15 protein-coding genes are annotated in these 18,488 nt (G+C 36.9%); 12 read left to right on the plus strand and 3 right to left on the minus strand.

Annotated elements, in window-relative coordinates:
• Positions 1-11 precede the first annotated feature (11 nt).
• The 10 genes from ACERDH_RS01655 to ACERDH_RS01700 all read left to right on the plus strand — a co-directional run bounded on the left by ACERDH_RS01655 (position 12) and on the right by ACERDH_RS01700 (position 10,480).
• Positions 12-245, plus strand: coding sequence for a hypothetical protein (locus ACERDH_RS01655; protein ID WP_000840776.1), 234 nt, complete (start codon positions 12-14; stop codon positions 243-245).
• A 2-nt stretch (positions 246-247) separates the two neighbouring features.
• Positions 248-835 (plus strand): CPBP family intramembrane glutamic endopeptidase, encoded by a 588-nt coding sequence (locus ACERDH_RS01660; RefSeq protein ID WP_386686627.1) that lies wholly within the window; start codon positions 248-250, stop codon positions 833-835.
• Between the two features lie 313 nt (positions 836-1,148).
• Positions 1,149-1,448: a hypothetical protein gene (locus ACERDH_RS01665; protein WP_117304303.1), complete on the plus strand. Its 300-nt coding sequence runs from the start codon at positions 1,149-1,151 to the stop codon at positions 1,446-1,448.
• Positions 1,438-1,926, plus strand: coding sequence for a hypothetical protein (locus tag ACERDH_RS01670; protein WP_117304301.1), 489 nt, complete (start codon positions 1,438-1,440; stop codon positions 1,924-1,926). The genes ACERDH_RS01665 and ACERDH_RS01670 overlap by 11 nt, the downstream gene beginning before the upstream one ends.
• The gene (locus tag ACERDH_RS01675; RefSeq protein ID WP_386686648.1) at positions 1,926-3,803 is read left to right on the plus strand and encodes a VirD4-like conjugal transfer protein, CD1115 family; all 1,878 of its coding nucleotides are present in this window, start codon (positions 1,926-1,928) and stop codon (positions 3,801-3,803) included. Before ACERDH_RS01670 ends, ACERDH_RS01675 begins: the two co-directional genes overlap by 1 nt.
• Before the next feature lie 20 nt (positions 3,804-3,823).
• The gene (locus ACERDH_RS01680) at positions 3,824-4,066 is read left to right on the plus strand and encodes a hypothetical protein (RefSeq protein WP_000627865.1); all 243 of its coding nucleotides are present in this window, start codon (positions 3,824-3,826) and stop codon (positions 4,064-4,066) included.
• Positions 4,067-4,082: 16 nt separating this feature from the next.
• The gene (locus ACERDH_RS01685; RefSeq protein WP_001054257.1) at positions 4,083-4,937 is read left to right on the plus strand and encodes a VirB6/TrbL-like conjugal transfer protein, CD1112 family; all 855 of its coding nucleotides are present in this window, start codon (positions 4,083-4,085) and stop codon (positions 4,935-4,937) included.
• A gap of 53 nt (positions 4,938-4,990) precedes the next feature.
• Positions 4,991-5,350, plus strand: a complete 360-nt coding sequence (locus ACERDH_RS01690) for a PrgI family protein (RefSeq protein ID WP_386686614.1) — start codon at positions 4,991-4,993, stop codon at positions 5,348-5,350.
• The gene (locus tag ACERDH_RS01695; RefSeq protein WP_050205773.1) at positions 5,343-7,655 is read left to right on the plus strand and encodes a VirB4-like conjugal transfer ATPase, CD1110 family; all 2,313 of its coding nucleotides are present in this window, start codon (positions 5,343-5,345) and stop codon (positions 7,653-7,655) included. The genes ACERDH_RS01690 and ACERDH_RS01695 overlap by 8 nt, the downstream gene beginning before the upstream one ends.
• 11 nt (positions 7,656-7,666) lie before the next feature.
• Positions 7,667-10,480: a phage tail tip lysozyme gene (locus ACERDH_RS01700; protein WP_386686611.1), complete on the plus strand. Its 2,814-nt coding sequence runs from the start codon at positions 7,667-7,669 to the stop codon at positions 10,478-10,480.
• Positions 10,481-10,514: 34 nt separating this feature from the next.
• Here the strand turns inward: ACERDH_RS01700 and ACERDH_RS01705 are convergent, their stop codons facing one another.
• Genes ACERDH_RS01705 through ACERDH_RS01715 form a run of 3 tightly spaced genes read right to left on the minus strand, consistent with a single transcriptional unit; the run spans position 10,515 to position 11,608 of the window.
• Entirely contained in the window at positions 10,515-11,123 is a 609-nt protein-coding gene (locus tag ACERDH_RS01705; protein WP_000155337.1) for a hypothetical protein, read from the minus strand.
• A gap of 1 nt (position 11,124) precedes the next feature.
• Positions 11,125-11,289: a hypothetical protein gene (locus ACERDH_RS01710; protein ID WP_000201399.1), complete on the minus strand. Its 165-nt coding sequence runs from the start codon at positions 11,287-11,289 to the stop codon at positions 11,125-11,127.
• 55 nt (positions 11,290-11,344) lie between these two features.
• Positions 11,345-11,608 carry a hypothetical protein gene (locus tag ACERDH_RS01715; RefSeq protein WP_386686606.1) on the minus strand — a complete coding sequence of 88 codons (264 nt, stop codon included), beginning with the start codon at positions 11,606-11,608 and terminating at the stop codon, positions 11,345-11,347.
• 143 nt (positions 11,609-11,751) lie between these two features.
• Between ACERDH_RS01715 and ACERDH_RS01720 the strand changes: the two genes are divergently transcribed.
• Positions 11,752-12,162, plus strand: coding sequence for a cell envelope biogenesis protein OmpA (locus ACERDH_RS01720; RefSeq protein WP_386686604.1), 411 nt, complete (start codon positions 11,752-11,754; stop codon positions 12,160-12,162).
• A gap of 47 nt (positions 12,163-12,209) precedes the next feature.
• Positions 12,210-18,428: an SNF2-related protein gene (locus ACERDH_RS01725; protein WP_386686601.1), complete on the plus strand. Its 6,219-nt coding sequence runs from the start codon at positions 12,210-12,212 to the stop codon at positions 18,426-18,428.
• Positions 18,429-18,488: the final 60 nt, after the last annotated feature.

The raw sequence follows: 18,488 nt of genomic DNA on the forward strand, positions 1-18,488 counted from the left end.
GGAGAATCAATATGGCAGAACGATTTTGGGAGAACTTGTCCATTATTTTGGCTGAAAGAAATATTAGCTGGATTGAGTTAACCAGAAAAATGTTTGCGGGAGAGTTTCACTATCCAAGTGAATTGAATCGTTTGTATCAAAAGATTCGTCACTACAAGATGGAACAACGAATGCCTCAAAGTCCATGGGTAGAAAGGATTGTGCAGGTATTAGATTTAGATTATGAAGATTTATTTCGGAGGTAACTATGAAAAGAATAATTCCAGTTTATATATTCCAACAAGTAAATGTCTTATTGGTATCTCTATACTTATTGAAATTGCTTTGTATTGGTGAGTTAACTATACTACAGATTCTCTATGGTGCGTCGCTCATTTCTTTTTTATGGATGTATGGTCAACGAAAACAAGTGGTCAAGGTCAATATGAAAACTAGGATGAAATGGCTTGGTATTGGATTCGTTAGCCTACTGATTATCAGTCTATATTTTAGTCTGATTCATGCTCAAGAAAGCACAAATCAAGCAAACTTAATTGGGCTTCAACATCAAGTTCCTTGGTTTTCATTTTTATTGTTCTTAATCAATGCGAGTATGGTTGAAGAATTTTTGTATCGAGAAATTTTATGGAACTTGGTCAGAAAATTAGATATCAGAATTGCGTTGACAAGTGTTTTGTTCGCTTTAGCTCATCATTCAGGAACCATTCTAGCTTGGTGTTTATATGTTTCACTTGGGATCTTTTTAGGGATGGTGCGCTATAAATCGGACTTATGGGGCAGTATGGGGCTACATTTGGTGTGGAACTTACTAGTTTATAATTTGCTGCTTGTTTAGGGAAATGAAATGCTAACGTTATGTAACAATGTTAGTCTTTTATTTCAAACTCTTTGATTAATATGAATTTAGCTCTACAGAAAAATAAGAAATGTGATAAAAATTTCAACTACTCTTATCTATAATAAAGCTACCTGTTCTTTGAAAATTGAATCCACTCCGTCTTGATTAGCGTGCCTGTGTAAGTAGGGACTGAGAGTATTTCCCTGTGAAGGGCAACTGGCACAAGACGTGTGTGAGAATTTTCTAACAGACACGGAGTTTATCGTTACCAGACTTAAACGATGCGACAAACTAGATAAAGGAGTTAATCATGAAGGTAGTAAACTTGTATGATTTGAAACAAATGGGAAATAAAGGTGGTTGTACCATCCAATTGATTCATCACTTTCCTTTTGGTATGGGCTTAGGACATCTCAAAAAAGACTACATTGAATTTAAACGCGTTGGTATCGTTGATGGGAAAGCAGTAGAAGTTACTCTTCGAGAACCTTATTCGAGAGATCTACTGCAGGCTGTCAAGTCGATTAAGCAACGTCAGAAATTGATAGCTTATCGTTATAAAGAAGGAAAGCTGCTATTTGTTAAGAAGGAGGCATCAGATGTCCTCTGAACAACAGGAACGAATGGCAGTTCAATATGCTGAGCGTAGTCTTTTATTTACTGTAAAAAGTCTCTTAAAGATTCTAGAATGGTCTAGACGTCAGGCTTTAGCACAGGATTCCGCCTATAAGATAGGGGTGCAGAAATTAGAAGAATTGCTACAATCTCCCTATGCGATTGATACGATTAATCTGAAAAAAGATTTCTTAGACAAACCAATTGATATCGAGAAATTTAAAGCTTTTATAGAAAAAGAAGAGATTCCTTTAGCCATCGCTTGGCAAGGGGATTCTCTGCATTTCTACACGAAAGACCGTTCGATTCTAGACAATCATTTAGACCATCTGTTAGAAAAAATGGTTAATGATCCGGAGAAATTAGCTGATTTTACCATGGATAAGTCATTAGACGATGCAATTGATGAGGCTAAATCCCAAATTACCTTGAGACAAGAAGGGGCCGTCAAACAGAAAGAGATGGTGAGATGATGTACAGTGGAAAGAAATTCCTACTATTCTCACTGTTAGGTATCTTACTAGGCTATCTTTTTCATCGTTTGACGCTTTTGTATGATTCCTATACTGGAAATACCATAGATAAATGGACTCGTCTTCTGATGGAAGGTCAAGATGAAGTTCTTCAGTCGCCATGGAATGTTTCCTTTACTGGAAAATCAAGTGCTTTTTTTCTACTAGGATTTGTGATGATGTTGCTGGTTTATCTCTATTTAGAGACTGGTAAAAAACAATACCGAGAAGGGGTAGAATACGGGAGCGCCCGTTTTGGAACTCTAAAAGAAAAGAAGTTCTTTTACGGTAAGGAATTTTCTCATGATACGATCTTAGCACAAGATGTTCGTTTGACATTATTAGATAAAAAACCACCCCAATATGATAGAAATAAGAATATTGCGGTGATCGGAGGTTCAGGAAGTGGGAAGACATTTCGCTTTGTGAAACCCAATCTGATTCAGATGAATAGTTCCAATATTGTAGTGGATCCTAAAGATCACTTGGCCGAGAAAACGGGCAAACTCTTTTTAGAACATGGCTACCAAGTAAAGGTGTTAGATTTAGTCAATATGAAGAACTCAGATGGCTTTAATCCTTTTCGCTATATAGAGACAGAAAACGATTTGAATCGCATGCTGACGGTTTATTTCAATAACACCAAAGGCTCTGGCTCCCGTAGTGATCCATTTTGGGATGAAGCTTCTATGACTTTGGTACGAGCTTTAGCCTCTTACTTGGTCGATTTCTATAATCCACCTAAAACAAGAGAACAGCTCATAGAAGAAAGTCGTTTAAGTCAAAAAGAATACCAAAACTTGTTGAAACGTCAAAAAAAAGAAGTGGAAGAGCGAAAAAAACGAGGGCGTTATCCAAGTTTTGCTGAAATCTCAAAACTCATTAAACACTTATCCAAGGGTGAAAACCAAGAAAAAAGTGTCTTAGAAATTCTATTTGAAAATTATGCTAAAAAGTATGGAACTGAAAATTTCACCATGCGAAATTGGGCAGATTTTCAAAATTATAAGGATAAGACTCTGGATTCTGTTATAGCTGTAACCACTGCTAAATTTGCCCTCTTCAATATTCAAAGTGTCATGGATTTGACCAAAAGAGATACCCTTGATATGAAGACATGGGGCAAGGAAAAATCAATGGTGTACTTAGTTATCCCAGATAACGATAGTACATTTCGCTTTCTTTCAGCCCTCTTTTTTTCAACCGTATTTCAAACCCTAACAAGACAAGCAGATATTGATTTTAAGGGTCAATTGCCTCTTCATGTGAGAGTTTACTTAGATGAGTTCGCAAATATCGGAGAAATCCCAGATTTTGCTGAACAAACCTCAACAGTCCGTTCTCGGAATATGAGTCTCGTTCCTATTCTGCAAAATATTGCTCAACTTCAAGGACTCTATAAAGAAAAAGAAGCTTGGAAAACCATTTTGGGGAACTGTGATAGCTTAGTCTACTTAGGTGGGAATGATGAAGATACCTTTAAATTTATGAGTGGCTTACTCGGTAAACAAACCATTGATGTTCGAAATACTAGTCGTTCCTTTGGCCAGACAGGTTCAGGATCCCTTTCTCATCAAAAGATTGCTCGTGATTTAATGACACCTGATGAAGTCGGAAATATGAAACGGCATGAATGCTTGGTTCGAATTGCCAATATGCCTGTCTTTAAAAGCAAAAAATACAATTCTACTAAGCATCCAAACTGGAAGTACCTAGCCAATCAAGAAACCGATGAACGGTGGTGGAACTATCAGATCAATCCTTTGAATCAAAGTCAGGAAAATCATCTTGAAGGCCTTAGAATTCGTGATTTAACTTTTGAATCTAGTTTAAAATAAAAATAGAAAAGAGGAAATAGATGATTACGCATTTTAAAGGTTTTGTTTATGGAGTAGACGCAAGTGCTATGTTTGCACAAGCTATGTCTTTGTTACAGAAGGGATTGATTGCGGTTGGTGCCTTTCTCGTTGTTGTTGGGATTGTCAATCTTGCAACCAACATTAAAGACGGTGGACCAGGTGTTCGGAATGCCATTCTTGAAATTGTCGGTGGTGTTATGGTCGGGGCTGCTGGAGCCTTTGTAACCCAGATTTCAATTTAGGAGGATAAACAATGACATGAATCTTAGTTTAGTCTCACCCTTTGTTTACCTTGCATCTGAAAAAATATCAGCTGAAAATTTATTTGAAGGATTTAATGTGGATTTACAATCTACGGTAGATCTGATTAAATCACTATCTAGCTACAATCCAACAGTTTGGACTTATATGTCTAGTATTACTAAAAGTGTCATGCAGCCCCTTGGAGTTGCGATTTTATCAGTTGTTCTCATCTTAGAATTTTCGAAGATGGCAAAGAAAATTGCTAACTCTGGTGGAGCGATGACCTTTGAAGCCTTAGCGCCGATGTTGATTAGTTATATTATGGTCGCAGTTGTAATTACCAACACTACCGTTATTGTAGAAGCCATCATCGGGATTGCGAGTCACGCCATTGAACAAGTGGCCTCGATTGTGGCTCACGGTGGGGCAAAGTATGATACCATCTCTGGATTAAAAGGTTCAGGATTTATTGGCCGGATGATTGTGGGCTTTTTTGCCCTCCTCATTTGGCTTGTTCGGATAGTAAGTGCAGCCATGGTTAATCTTTTAGTATCTATTCGATTTATTCAACTCTACCTTATGATCCCATTTGCCCCTCTTACGATTCCAACATTTTTAAGTGATGAATGGAAGTCTATTGGTATTGGCTATTTAAAAAATATTATGGTCTATGCGGTACAAGGGGTTCTTATTTTTCTGATTGTTTCTCTTGTTCCTTTGTTTGAATCTGCTGGAAAAATAGCTGTTTCAAATGGTGCAGGAGTCCTGCAATCACTTGCGATTATGTTTGGTAGTTTGGTACAAGCTATCTTACTAATTATTGCCCTCGTTGGTTCTCAACGTACGGCTCGCTCAATTTTAGGTATGTAATTAGATAAAGGCTAGGAAGTGATTGCTTCTTAGCCTTTTTAGAAAGGAAAGTCATGAATACACGTGTCTTTAAAGACATCTCAAAATACCAACACAGGGCTTGGTTAGGTTTCACCACAAGACAAATCATCTTTGTTTTACCAGCCTTTATTGTCACAATTATTGTTTTGGGCTTGAATCTCTTTTTCTGGCAATTTGGAGATTGGTTTGTTTACGGTTTTGTGTTTGCCTTTACCATCCCCCTCATGCTTTTTGGAGTCTATAAACCCAATGATTTATATTTTGAACATTATTTGAAATACCGTCTTCATTTTGAATTAACGGTTCCCCTACGCACAATTACAGGAAAGAAAGGAGCTGAACATGAAAAGAAAATCAAATACATTAAAGAAACAAAAAACTTCAATGACTAATCAGAAAGAAGTTAAAGGGAAAAAAGAGGAAGTGTTACCCTCAACGGCTAATACTATTTCCTATCAAGCCCTGTATCAAAATGGTCTGATGCAGGTAAAAGAAGATTATTTCTCACAAAGCTATTTACTTGGTGATGTCAATTACCAGACCGTTGGTTTAGAAGATAAGGGCGCAATCATTGAGAAGTATTCTGATTTGATTAACTCTTTAGATGACCAAACCAACTTCCAATTGACCATCTTTAATAAAAGATTGAATTTAGAAAAGTTTAGACAGAGTGTTCTGTATGAGGAGAAAGAAGATGGGTATGATACCTATCGTAAAGAATTGAATCGAATGATGAATCAAAATTTAGACAGTGGTGAAAATAACTTTTCAGCTGTGAAACTGATTAGCTTTGGTAGAAAGGATTCTAATCCCAAACAAGCTTATCGTTCCTTGTCTCAAATTGGAGAATATTTCAAGAGTGGTTTCTCAGAAATTGATGCTCGATTTGAATCCTTGGCTGGAGAAGACCGTGTCAACTTGTTGGCAGATATGCTTAGAGGAGAACACCATCTTCCTTTTTCTTACCGTGATTTAACGAGATCGGGTCAGACAACTCGTCACTTCATAGCACCTAATCTCTTGGATTTTAAAAACAAGAATTACCTACAAATCAATGACCGCTTATTACAGATTGTCTATGTGAGAGACTACGGCATGGAATTAGGGGATCAGTTTATCCGAGACCTCATGCAAGGAGATTTGGAATTGATTGTGAGCCTTCATGCTCAAAGTTCGACTAAGGCGGATGCCATGAAGAAACTACGAACAAAGAAGACCTTGATGGAATCCCAAAAGATTGGGGAACAACAAAAACTAGCTCGTACAGGTATCTATTTGGAAAAAGTAGGTCATGTATTAGAAAGCAATATCGATGAAGCTGAGGAACTCTTAAAAACCATGACCGAGACAGGAGATAAACTGTTTCAAACAGTCTTCTTGATTGGTGTTTTTGGTCAGGATGAAGAAGAACTTAAACAAGCCCTAGACACTATCCAACAAGTGGCCGGTTCAAATGACCTAATGATTGATAAACTACCATATATGCAAGAAGCAGCCTTTAATAGTTTGCTGCCATTTGGTTGTGATTTTTTAGAGGGAGTATCACGGAGTTTATTAACGTCCAATGTAGCAGTGAACTCTCCATGGACTTCAGTAGACTTACAAGACCGCAGTGGGAAATATTACGGTATCAATCAAATATCAAGCAATATTATTACCATTGATCGAAGCCTATTAAATACACCGTCTGGTCTGATTTTAGGGACATCTGGAGCTGGGAAAGGGATGGCAACCAAGCATGAAATTATCACGACCAAAATCAAAGAATCTGGTGAAAATACTGAAATTATCATTGTGGATCCCGAAGCAGAGTACAGTGTCATTGGACGGGCTTTTGGTGGAGAAATGATTGATATTGCGCCCGATTCCCAAACTTATCTCAATGTCCTTGACTTGTCTGAAGAAAATATGGATGAAGATCCTGTAAAGGTAAAATCAGAATTTCTTTTATCCTTTATCGGCAAGTTATTGGATAGAAAAATGGATGGGAGAGAAAAATCGATTATCGACCGAGTTACCAGACTCACCTATCAGTCATTTAAAGAGCCTTCTTTGGAAGAATGGGTATTTGTCTTGAGTCAACAACCAGAAGAAGAAGCGCAGAATTTGGCACTTGATATGGAACTGTATGTCGAAGGTTCTCTTGATATTTTTTCACATAAGACCAATATTCAGACAGGATCTAATTTCTTAATCTATAACGTTAAAAAGTTAGGAGATGAGCTGAAACAAATCGCTCTTATGGTTGTTTTTGATCAGATATGGAATCGTGTCGTTCGGAATCAAAAATTAGGGAAGAAGACCTGGATTTATTTTGATGAAATGCAGCTTCTCTTACTAGATAAATATGCCAGTGATTTCTTCTTTAAATTGTGGAGTCGTGTCAGAAAATATGGAGCCAGTCCGACTGGAATAACTCAAAACGTCGAAACCTTATTGTTAGATCCAAATGGTAGACGAATTATTGCAAATAGTGAATTTATGATTCTCCTCAAGCAAGCAAAAAATGACAGAGAAGAACTGGTTCAACTCTTAGGCTTGTCAAAAGAACTCGAAAAATACTTAGTCAATCCAGAAAAAGGCGCAGGACTAATAAAAGCTGGTTCAGTTGTCGTTCCTTTTAAAAATAAGATTCCTCAAGGTACTCAATTGTTTGATATCATGAGTACGGATCCTGATAAAATGGCTTCTAATTAAGGGGAAGGTAAATGAAGGATAAAAGAGAAATTATACGTGCCCGAAAGGCATTTAGAAGAAGCCTAAAAGATGAGAAAAAATTCTTGAAAAAAGGAAAGAAGGAGGTAAGGAAACAGAAAAAAGATTCCTCTGTACTGGATGAAAAAGCATGGAAAAAAGAGATAAAGCAAAAGCTAGAGGAGATGAGAGAGGCTTCAAAGGAGAGAGTAAAACAAGCAAATGAAGACTACAATCATATTCTTCAAAATAGTCCTCCATCTCTTTTGAATCGCAAAGAATTAAGAGATAGACGGTTGCCTCATGCTAGGAAACGATTGAAAATAGCCAAGAAGCAATTTAGAGAAGCCAAGGTAGAAGCAAAAGAAGAAAGAAAAGAGAGCCGTAAAGAAAGAAAAACCAATCAAAAATTTCTCTACGGTCAGGAATCGAAACAAAAATCTAATTTTTTCTTTCAAGGGAAGAGTTTAGAAGAATTAAAAGCTAAGAAAGAAGTCAAGGCCGCCAAAGAAAATTTAAAATCTACTAAACAAGCCTATAAATCCAAAAAGGTTAGTAGGAAAGCCAAAACTTTCCTTTATGTCCTTGGACGTGAAGGTGGAGAGTTAGCTTCAGAAAATGAAGATTTAGAAGGTTATCGTACACTTCAAGAGACCATTAGAAAAGGGAAACGCTACAGTTGGCTTTCTTATAATCTTGGGAAAGCTAGTGTCAAAACAGGACAAGCAACAGGTCGTTTTACCAAGAAAAGGCTGACCAACACAAAAGAGCGATACCATCATTTTAAGGATGGAAAAGGATGGAAACTAGCGAAAGATAATCCAAGTTCCTTTAAAAATCGGTATCGAAAATTAAAGAAACAAGGTCTTACAAGTGTCCGAAATATCTATCAAAAACTAAAAGCAGCCTTTTCCTTCTTTACATTTGCGGCTGGGAATCCTGCAACCTGGATAGTTGGAGGAATAGTCTTTCTTCTTTTACTTATGATGAGCTTCTTTTTAGGTTTTTCATCTGCTAGTTTGATTCAACAAGATGAATTTGAATTAACAAAAGCTTATACCCACCTAACTTGGGAAGACGCAGAACATACTCGTACAAATGACAAAGGCATTACCTATTACACAAAAGTTGATGATGTGATGGGGTATATGAACTTTAAATTCCATGACTATGAGTTAAACAAACCAGTTCACTTATTTAGTTCCGAAACTTACAAGGATTATCTGTCTACTTTGTGGCATGATTTAAACGATGGGGATGATTTGAAATCCATGCAAGACCTTTATGAAACTCCTAAGTATAAACTCTCGAAAGACAATCAAGAGGAAATGAAGGAACTAAAAGAAGAAGGTGTCTATGCTTCCATGCAGGAATTGGACAATCCATTTGAGGGGAAAAGCAACGAAGATAGTCTAACCATGATTTATCGTTATGGATACTATGATTTAGACGGAAAACCTACCCTTCAGGAGTACATTCTACTAGAAGCGAAGGCTCACCAAACGATTGTCGCACCAATGGATGGGGTCGTATCACTAGATGGTGACAATATAATTCTCACTAACGGAAAAGGAGAGAATGAGAGTCGATTGACCTTGTATTCTATTCATAATGGCCGTGCGATTGAGGGTACAAGAGTCCTAACGGGTGATATTATTGGTGAAACATCAGACGATACAGGTTTGAAAGTTTCCTATCAAAAGTATAAGAACAAGAAAGAAAAATTGGTGTATGTCAATCCGCAATTTTATTTTCCCAAAGTCATTCAACTTCAGACAACTATCTTACCTGCCATTGGTCAGTTTGGTGGGGATGAGTTTGAACGAGCAAAACATATTTATGATTTTTTGAAATCTCAAGGAGCAAGTCCCCAAGCTATTGCGGCTATTTTAGGAAATTGGTCGGTAGAGTCTTCTATCAATCCTAAACGAGCTGAGGGAGATTATTTATCTCCTCCAGTTGGCGCTACCGATTCCTCATGGGATGATGAAAACTGGTTAGCGATAGGAGGGCCAGCCATTTATAGTGGTGCTTATCCTAATATTCTTCATAGAGGTCTAGGTTTAGGGCAATGGACAGATACTGCAGATGGGTCAACACGTCATACAGCCTTGTTAAATTATGCACGCACCCAAAATAAGAAATGGTATGATTTAGACCTCCAACTTCATTTTATGCTTCATGGGGATAGTCCTTACTATCAAAGCTGGCTAAAGGATTTCTTTGGAAATACGGGCAGTGCAGCCAATTTGGCCCAACTCTTCCTTACCTATTGGGAGGGAAATTCTGGTGACAAACTACTGGAAAGACAAACCAGAGCAACGGAATGGTATTACCAAATTGAAAAAGGCTTTAGCCAAACAAATGGAGGACAGGCAAAGAGTGACCCGCAATCCCTTGAAGGGGTTCGTGGGGATTTGTATGATCATTCTGTTCCTGGTGGTGGAGATGGTATGGCCTATGCCTATGGGCAATGCACATGGGGTGTTGCGGCTCGTATGAACCAGTTAGGGTTGAAATTAAAAGGAAGTAATGGAGAGAAGATTTCAATCATTAATACCATGGGAAATGGTCAGGACTGGGTTGCGACAGCTTCAAGTCTTGGAGGTGAAACGGGCTCTACACCAAGAGCAGGTGCTATTGTTTCGTTTGTGGGAGGTACACATGGTACACCAGCAGACTATGGTCATGTGGCTTTTGTAGAGAAGGTCTATGATGATGGTTCTTTCCTTGTGTCTGAAACCAACTATGGGGGTAATCCTAACTATACCTTTAGAAAAATCTCGCAAGCAGATAGTGCCATTCGTTTTGCCTATACTACGAAATAAAAAAATCATGTCATCAGTTTAGGTGACATGATTCTTATTTTTTATAGAGCGACATATTTAATGCCATAGGCTGATAACTTACTTGATGATCGTCTTTAATCAATTGACTGTAAGCAACAAATCCGAACTGTTCATAAAATTGAATGACTTTAGGATGATTGATACTATCTAAAAATATCATCTGAGTTCCTACAATTGCTCGAAATTCTTCAATTTTTTGAATTACAATTTCAAATAACTCTTGTCCTGATAGTTTATTTAGCTTTGTGTTTTTGCCGAATTGACCGATAAGTAACACAGGTAGATAATCAATATTTTTGGGACTTTTCCCTTTTAGGACGAGTTTCTTTTTTAAGGATTTCTCTAAATCAGAAATATCAACAACTTTGAGAGATAAACTAAAGAATCCTATGATGTTATTTGTTTCAGTTTCTTCAACGATAAAATTACGAGAACGATGTTGTTTTTCAAAATTGGGGGCTTTATCAGATAGATAAGTCAACATCTCTTCATTACCGTTGAAATCAACATTTTCTAAAATGATAGTTTTAAATAGATCCTGAACTTGTTTCTCAGTTTTATCAGGAGCTAGCACTTGAATATTTTCAAGATATTGCTTAAGTGGTGTTACTTGAATTGTCATCTTACAGATACTTTGAAATGAGTTTATTTTTCGTTGGAGCGGTAGCGTCCTGTGATTCAATAGATTTCAAGACGGCTTGTAGCTTTTTAGATGGTTTATGATTAAGAATTTTTAGAGCATCTTCATTTGTTAGTTTTATATCACGTGTTAAACTGATTGTAGCCATTTGTTCTACCTCCTGTTTCTACTTAAATTCATTATAGCTTATTTTGAACAAAAGTTCAATCTGAAGATAGTGTATGTTTTTTATAGTGTATAAATCCAAAATAAGTTTTTCTCTTGCGTTTGTAGCTCATATTCGTTAGAATAATGGTGTAGATGAGTGGTTGGCTCATGGTTAATCTGATAGTAATCTTGGACATAAGGGCCAAGCGGTGGCGGACACCAGAACAAAATCCGATAGCAATCTTGGACGTAAGGGCCAAGCGGTGGCAGACACCAGAATAAACCGACTGACTAGGTGGCTTACAGGTTCTGTAAGTCATCTTTTTTACTTTGATAGTAACGTTTTATCATTTTAAGGAGAACGAGGTTTTGGCTCGTTCTCTTTTTTTGTTGTGATACTTCTTTCAAGGAATATTTGGTAGGATTGGAGTGAAAAAAGATTAACTAGGAAAGAAGGAAGTATATGGAAGGCATTTATCAACGTGATTCGGATCAAGATGGATTAACTGATGCTCAAGAATTGGCGCTAGGAACCAATCCTCTTAGCGCAGATTCTGATGGTGATGGACGTTCAGATTTAGTGGAAGTAGAAGAAGGAACCAATCCCTTAGAAAAGGATTTACAAGACATAGACCAAACAAGTATAACTGAACCGTCTTCAGTATTTATGGAAATGAAACAAAAGATTTCAGATATGATGGAGAGTCACTACAAGGAATTTATACAGGCTCTTATTAGTATTGAAACAGGGATTGAAAACCAACAAGACCTAGAAGACTTATATACTTACTACATGAGAACAGATTCTATTTCTCTTTTGTCTAGTGATTTAGAAACCAGTCCTCAAAAGGTTGAAATGGAGATAGAGTTGTAGGGGAATCATGTGATTCTCCTATTTTCGTATAGATGAAAGGAGCGAGTATGGAAGTAATGAAATTATTGGCTATGTTTCGTGGAACAATTCCAAAAGATAGGGAGAAAATGGACCTATTTCTTCGTTATCAAGCGCAACATTTTGATGAGAAATGGCAAGACTTGGTAGAGAGTTTTTTGGCTGAAGAGGGCAAGATAGAAGAGATACCTCATGTGTATTCGTTTCATCAAGATATTATTTCTTTCCTAGAGGCTAGTTCTGAAAATAATGATCAAGATTTAGAAAGTTACACAAGAAATTTTGGACAAGCAGGTCTAAGTAAATTATCTCAATTAAGTAATTTTGAGAAAAACTTGGTGCTAGAAGTCGCAACCTATAATCTTTCCACTCGATTTTACATCCAATCTGAAAAAGAGAAGTTAGAACCATTAAGTGAGCTTGTATGTCTTCAGAATCAGGATGTCAATTTAGTCAATGTCTATCGGGTTGCGAATAATCTATCTGACCGCATTAGTAGAGATATAGAGGAGTTTCTTCTAATGGTTGATTCCAAAGAACTAAAAAAAGAAGTTCTTGAGATTCATTTTGAAGAAAAAGAAGGAGATGTTCTAGCCTATTTGGGTTCAGAATTGATGGCTACTTTAGATACTGTTACGGATCTTGTCCATCATGAAGAAAACTACCAACAACTCCCACTGACACAAAAGCTGAAGATTATTACTCACTTTGATGATGTAAAAGCTAAAAGCGAAAAGTCTAAGCAAGTAGCGGAATCCTTATCTCCTTCAAGTGATATTGAACAGGAAACGGAAGAAATGAACTCCTTTTCTAATGTCGATAAAATTGTAGAAGAAGCTTTGAGGGAATATCCAATCGGTTCACAAGTAAGTTATAAAGGACAAGTATTTCAGTTGGTTTCGATTGAAAATTCCCAGTTAAATGACTTAGTTCGCCTAGAGCTATTCAATGATTCAAACCTGTTATTTGAAGAAAATCCTATTTTATACTTGAACAGTTTGGAAGAGATTGAACAAGTATTGTCTCATGTAGAACTTGAAAAAGAAGAATCAGAGATTGAGATTGATTCATCAAGTGAAAGTCAGGAAATAGATTTGTTTTCCTATCTGGAAGAAGAAAATGAAAAAGATAAGGATAAGGAAATAGAAACTCTTATTTCTGGTATAGAAGAGACGGATGTCCTTGTTCAAGATTTTGTTTTTCCCGATGATTTAGAGGACTTTTACCCTAAGACAAATAGAGAAAAAATTGAAACGAATATCGCCGCAATTGAACTTGTTAAAAGATTAGAAAAAGAGGGACGACAAGCAAGTCCAGAAGAACAAGAACTACTAGCCAAGTATGTTGGATGGGGTGGTCTTGCCAATGAATTTTTCGATGAACTCAATCCAAAGTATGAAGCAGAACGTTTAACTCTTAGGAGCTTAGTAAGTAAATCAGAGTACTCCACTATGAAACAAAGTTCTCTCACAGCCTATTATACAGACCCAATGATTATTCGCCAGATTTGGCAAAAATTACTGGATGATGGTTTTGAGGGAGGAAGGATATTAGATCCTTCTATGGGAACTGGGAACTTCTTTGCGGCGATGCCTAGAAGTATACGAGAGAAATCAGAACTCTATGGAGTTGAATTAGACAGTGTGACTGGTGCAATCGCAAAACAACTCCACCCCAATACCCATATTGAAGTGCGAGGATTTGAAGAAGTTCCCTATCAAAATAATAGTTTTGATTTAGTCTTAACGAATGTTCCTTTTGGAAATTTTCGCATTGCCGATAAAAACTATGATAAACCTTACATGATTCACGACTACTTTGTCAAACACTCACTTGATTTAGTAAGAGACGGAGGACAAGTGTCGATTATCTCATCTATCGGGACAATGGATAAGCGGACAGATAATGTCTTACAAGAGATTAAAAACAACACTCATTTTTTAGGGGGAGTTCGTTTGCCGGATACGGCTTTTAAAAAGATTGCAGGTACTCGTGTAACCACAGACCTCCTCTTCTTTCAAAAGGATCAAGCAAAGAATCTTAATGAGGAGGAACTTGTTTTTAGTGGTTCTATTCTCTTTGAGGAGGATAAGCGTGTCTGGATTAATCCTTATTTTGATGGGAAATACAACACACAAGTTTTGGGTGAATATGAGGTACGTAATTTTAATGGAGGAACCCTCAATGTTAAGGGGGTATCAGAAACATTAGCTACTGACATAATGGAAGCATTAGAGAATGTGGAAGCACCTAAACAAATTGACAATTCTTTGAAAGCACCTGTTTTTATCCAAGAAGAAGTGGATAATTCTATCCCAAGTCGTATACGTGAGGACTTAGCGCTCTATTCTTTTGGATATGAGGGAAATCAAATTTATTACCGAGATACGCATGGCATTCGGAAAAGTTCAAAAGTAGACGAAATTAGTTATTATGTAGATGAGAAGGGAGATTTTAAAGCTTGGGACAGTTCTTTGTCTGAACATAAAATAGATCGATTCGTGCAACTTCATTTGACAGATGAGGAAGCACTAGATGTTTACAAGTCAGAAGAAGCGAGTAAAAGGGGGAAATATAAGGGACTGTTCAAAAAAACTGTCTTTTATGAAAGTCCCTTATCGGATAAGGATATTAGTCGCATTAAGGGCATGGTTGATTTGAGAGAGACCTATCAATCCTTAATTGAAATTCAACGTCATCAAGATTATAGTCGGGCTGATTTTCAGGTATTACTTAGTAAACTCAATCATGACTATGACCGCTTTGTAAGTCAATTTGGATACTTGAATGCCTCAGTCAATCGGAACTTATTTGATAGTGACGATAAGTATTCTTTACTAGCAAGTTTAGAAGATGAATACATTGATTCTAAAGATCAGAAAGTAAAATATAAAAAATCTTTAGCTTTTGAAAAAGCATTGGTTAGACCAGAGAGAGTGATTGCAAGAGTTTCAACGGCTCTAGATGCCTTAAACTCTAGTTTATCGGATGGTAGAGGGGTTGATTTAGACTATATGGTATCAATTTATCCCGAACATAGCCAAGCTGCTATTTTAGATGAGTTAGGTGACCAGATTTTAATAGATCCAGAAAGCTATTTAAGAGGGGAAAGAAAATATCTTTCTAAGAACCAGTTTTTATCAGGAGACATTCTCAACAAGATAGAAGTAGTTCAACTATTAGTGGAGGAAAATAACCAAGAATATGATTGGAACCATGCTTTAGATTTGTTAGAATCTGTTCGCCCTCCACGGATTCATCTGGCAGATATTGAGTTTAAAATAGGGTCACGTTGGATACCTCAATCCGTTTATGGTAAATTTGCCTTTGAATGTTTTACCAATCGTGAATTTGAATTGTCTTCGCCAGATGTTGAACAAGTCATTGAAGTGAATCCTGTCGATGGCCAGGTTCATTTAAAGACATCATTTGCTTATCGCTATCCAAGTGCCAAAGATAGTAGTCTTGGAGTTAGTGGGTCACGTTATGATACAGGAAGAAAGATTTTTGAGAATTTACTTAATTCGAACCAACCGACGATTACTATGACTGTTACGGAAGGAGAAAAGAAAAAGACTATTACAGATTTGGAAAAAACCTCTGTTCTAAGAGCGAAAGAGCAGCATTTACAAGAACTCTTTCAAGACTTTGTCTCACGGTATCCAGAAGTCCAACAAGTCATTGAAGAAAGCTATAATCGTCTTTATAATCGAACGGTTAGTCGAGAGTATGACGGTAGCCATTTAGTTATTGATGGCTTGGCTCAAAACATCAGTCTTCGTCCTCACCAAGAGAATGCCATTCAAAGAATTATAGAAGAAAAAAGAGCATTATTAGCTCATGAGGTAGGTTCAGGAAAGACCTTGACCATGCTTGGTGCTGGGTTTAAATTAAAGGAGTTGGGGATGGTTCATAAGCCCTTGTATGTAGTGCCCTCTAGTTTGTCTGCTCAATTTGGCCAAGAGATCATGAAATTTTTCCCTACCAAAAAGGTCTTTGTGACTACTAAGAAAGATTTTGTGAAGGCGAGAAGAAAACAATTTGTGTCACGTATTATTACAGGAGATTACGATGCCATTGTCATTGGGGATTCTCAATTTGAAAAAATCCCTGTCAGTAAGGAAAGACAGATGAATTATATCGAGGATAAACTCAATGAACTACGAGAGATTAAAACACATTCTGAAAATAAGTATACTGTCAAAGAAGCAGAGCAATCAATAAGTGGTCTAGAGAAACAATTGGAAGAACTCCAACGCTTCAATCGTGATAGTTTTATTGATTTTGAGAACTTAGGAATTGATTTTCTCTTTGTGGATGAAGCACATCACTTTAAAAATATACGTCCAATTACTGGACTTGGAAATGTAGCAGGGATTACCAATACAACCTCTAAGAAGAACGTGGATATGGAAATGAAAGTTCGACAGATTCAGGAAGAACATGATTTTAAAAATATTGTCTTTGCGACAGGAACACCTGTTTCCAATTCTATTAGTGAGTTATATACTATGATGAACTATATTCAACCAGATATCTTAAAACGCTATCAAGTTGATTATTTTGACTCTTGGGTAGGTGCTTTTGGAGAAATTCAAAACTCTATGGAATTAGCTCCTACAGGGGATAAGTACCAACCTAAGAAACGATTTAAAAAGTTTGTCAATCTACCTGAGTTGATGAAAATCTATAAAGAAACAGCCGACATTCAAACACAAGATATGTTGGATTTACCTGTTCCAGAAGCTCATATTATCCCTATTGAGAGTGAGTTAACTGAAAAACAGAAACTCTATCTAGAAGAATTGGTTATGAGGTCAGATATGGTCAAATGTGGAACAGTTGATCCGAGTCAGGATAACATGTTAAAGATAACAGGTGAGGCACGTAAACTAGCTATTGATATGCGTTTATTGGACTCTAGTTATAGTCTAGCAGACAATCATAAACTGCTTCAGGTAGTGGATAATGTTGAGAGAATTTATCGTGAGGGAATGGAAAATAAGGCTACTCAGATGATTTTTTCAGATATTGGCACACCTAAGAAAAAAGATAATGGCTTTGATGTCTATTCTGAAATAAAGGCTTTATTAGTTGATAGAGGAATCCCTAGTAAAGAAATTGCCTTTGTACATGATGCCAATAGTGATGAAAAGAAGAATAGTTTGTCTCGAAAGGTCAATGCAGGAGAGGTGCGGATTCTCCTTGCCTCAACTGAAAAAGGAGGAACAGGTTTAAATGTTCAGAGCAAGATGAAAGCAGTTCATCATCTGGATGTACCGTGGAGACCAAGTGACATTCAGCAACGCAATGGACGGATTATCCGACAAGGAAATGAAAATAAGGAAGTGGATATTTACCACTACATTACCAAAGGTTCGTTTGATAATTATCTATGGGCAACTCAGGAGAACAAACTCCGTTATATTAAGCAGATTATGACTTCTAAGGAGCCAATTCGTGCTGCAGAAGATATTGATGAGCAGACCATGACAGCTTCTGATTTTAAGGCACTAGCAACAGGTAATCCTTATCTTAAATATAAGATGGAACTAGAGAATGATTTGACCCTATTAGAAAATCAAAGACGTGCCTTTCAACGCAGCAAGGATCACTATCGTCATACAATCTCCTACTGTGAAGAAAATATGCCCATTCTTGAGAAACGATTAAGTAAGTATGAAGACGACATTCAACAGTCTGAAATGTCAAAAGACCAGGCATTTTCTATGACGGTAGGTAAGCAAGCTTTTGATCAACGATCTGAAGCAGGGGAATCCTTACACCGTCTTATCCGTCATAATCAAGCTGACAGCAAAGAATTCCGAACCCTAGCAAGCTATAGAGGATTTGACATTAAAATGCTTAGTCTTCCAACAAATCAACCTCTTCCTGAAACCTTCTCTGTTAAGATTGTAGGAGAAAATCAGTATTCTGTCAGTTTAGATTTGTATTCTCCTTTGGGGACCATTCAAAGGATTCAGCATACGATTGATCACATTAAGGAGGACCAAGTGAAAACTCAGAACTTATTGGATGAATTACAGGATAAATGGACTACTGCTAAAGTTGAAATTGAGAAAAATTTTCCAAAGGAAGAGGATTATCAAACTAAAAAGGCCGAATACGATGTACTCGCACCATTGATTGAAACAGAAACGGATTTAGATATTATTGATCAGGCCTTAAGACAATTCCACGAAAAAGGAAAAGAAAGGCAAGAACAACTTTCTTTTGAATTAGATTAAAAAATAGATACAAATAGCGGACAAGAAAAGAAAAGCGCGGTAAAATAAAGATAGAAAGAA

Origin of the sequence: Streptococcus bovismuti, assembly GCF_042436615.2 — a bacterium.
GTDB lineage: Bacteria > Bacillota > Bacilli > Lactobacillales > Streptococcaceae > Streptococcus.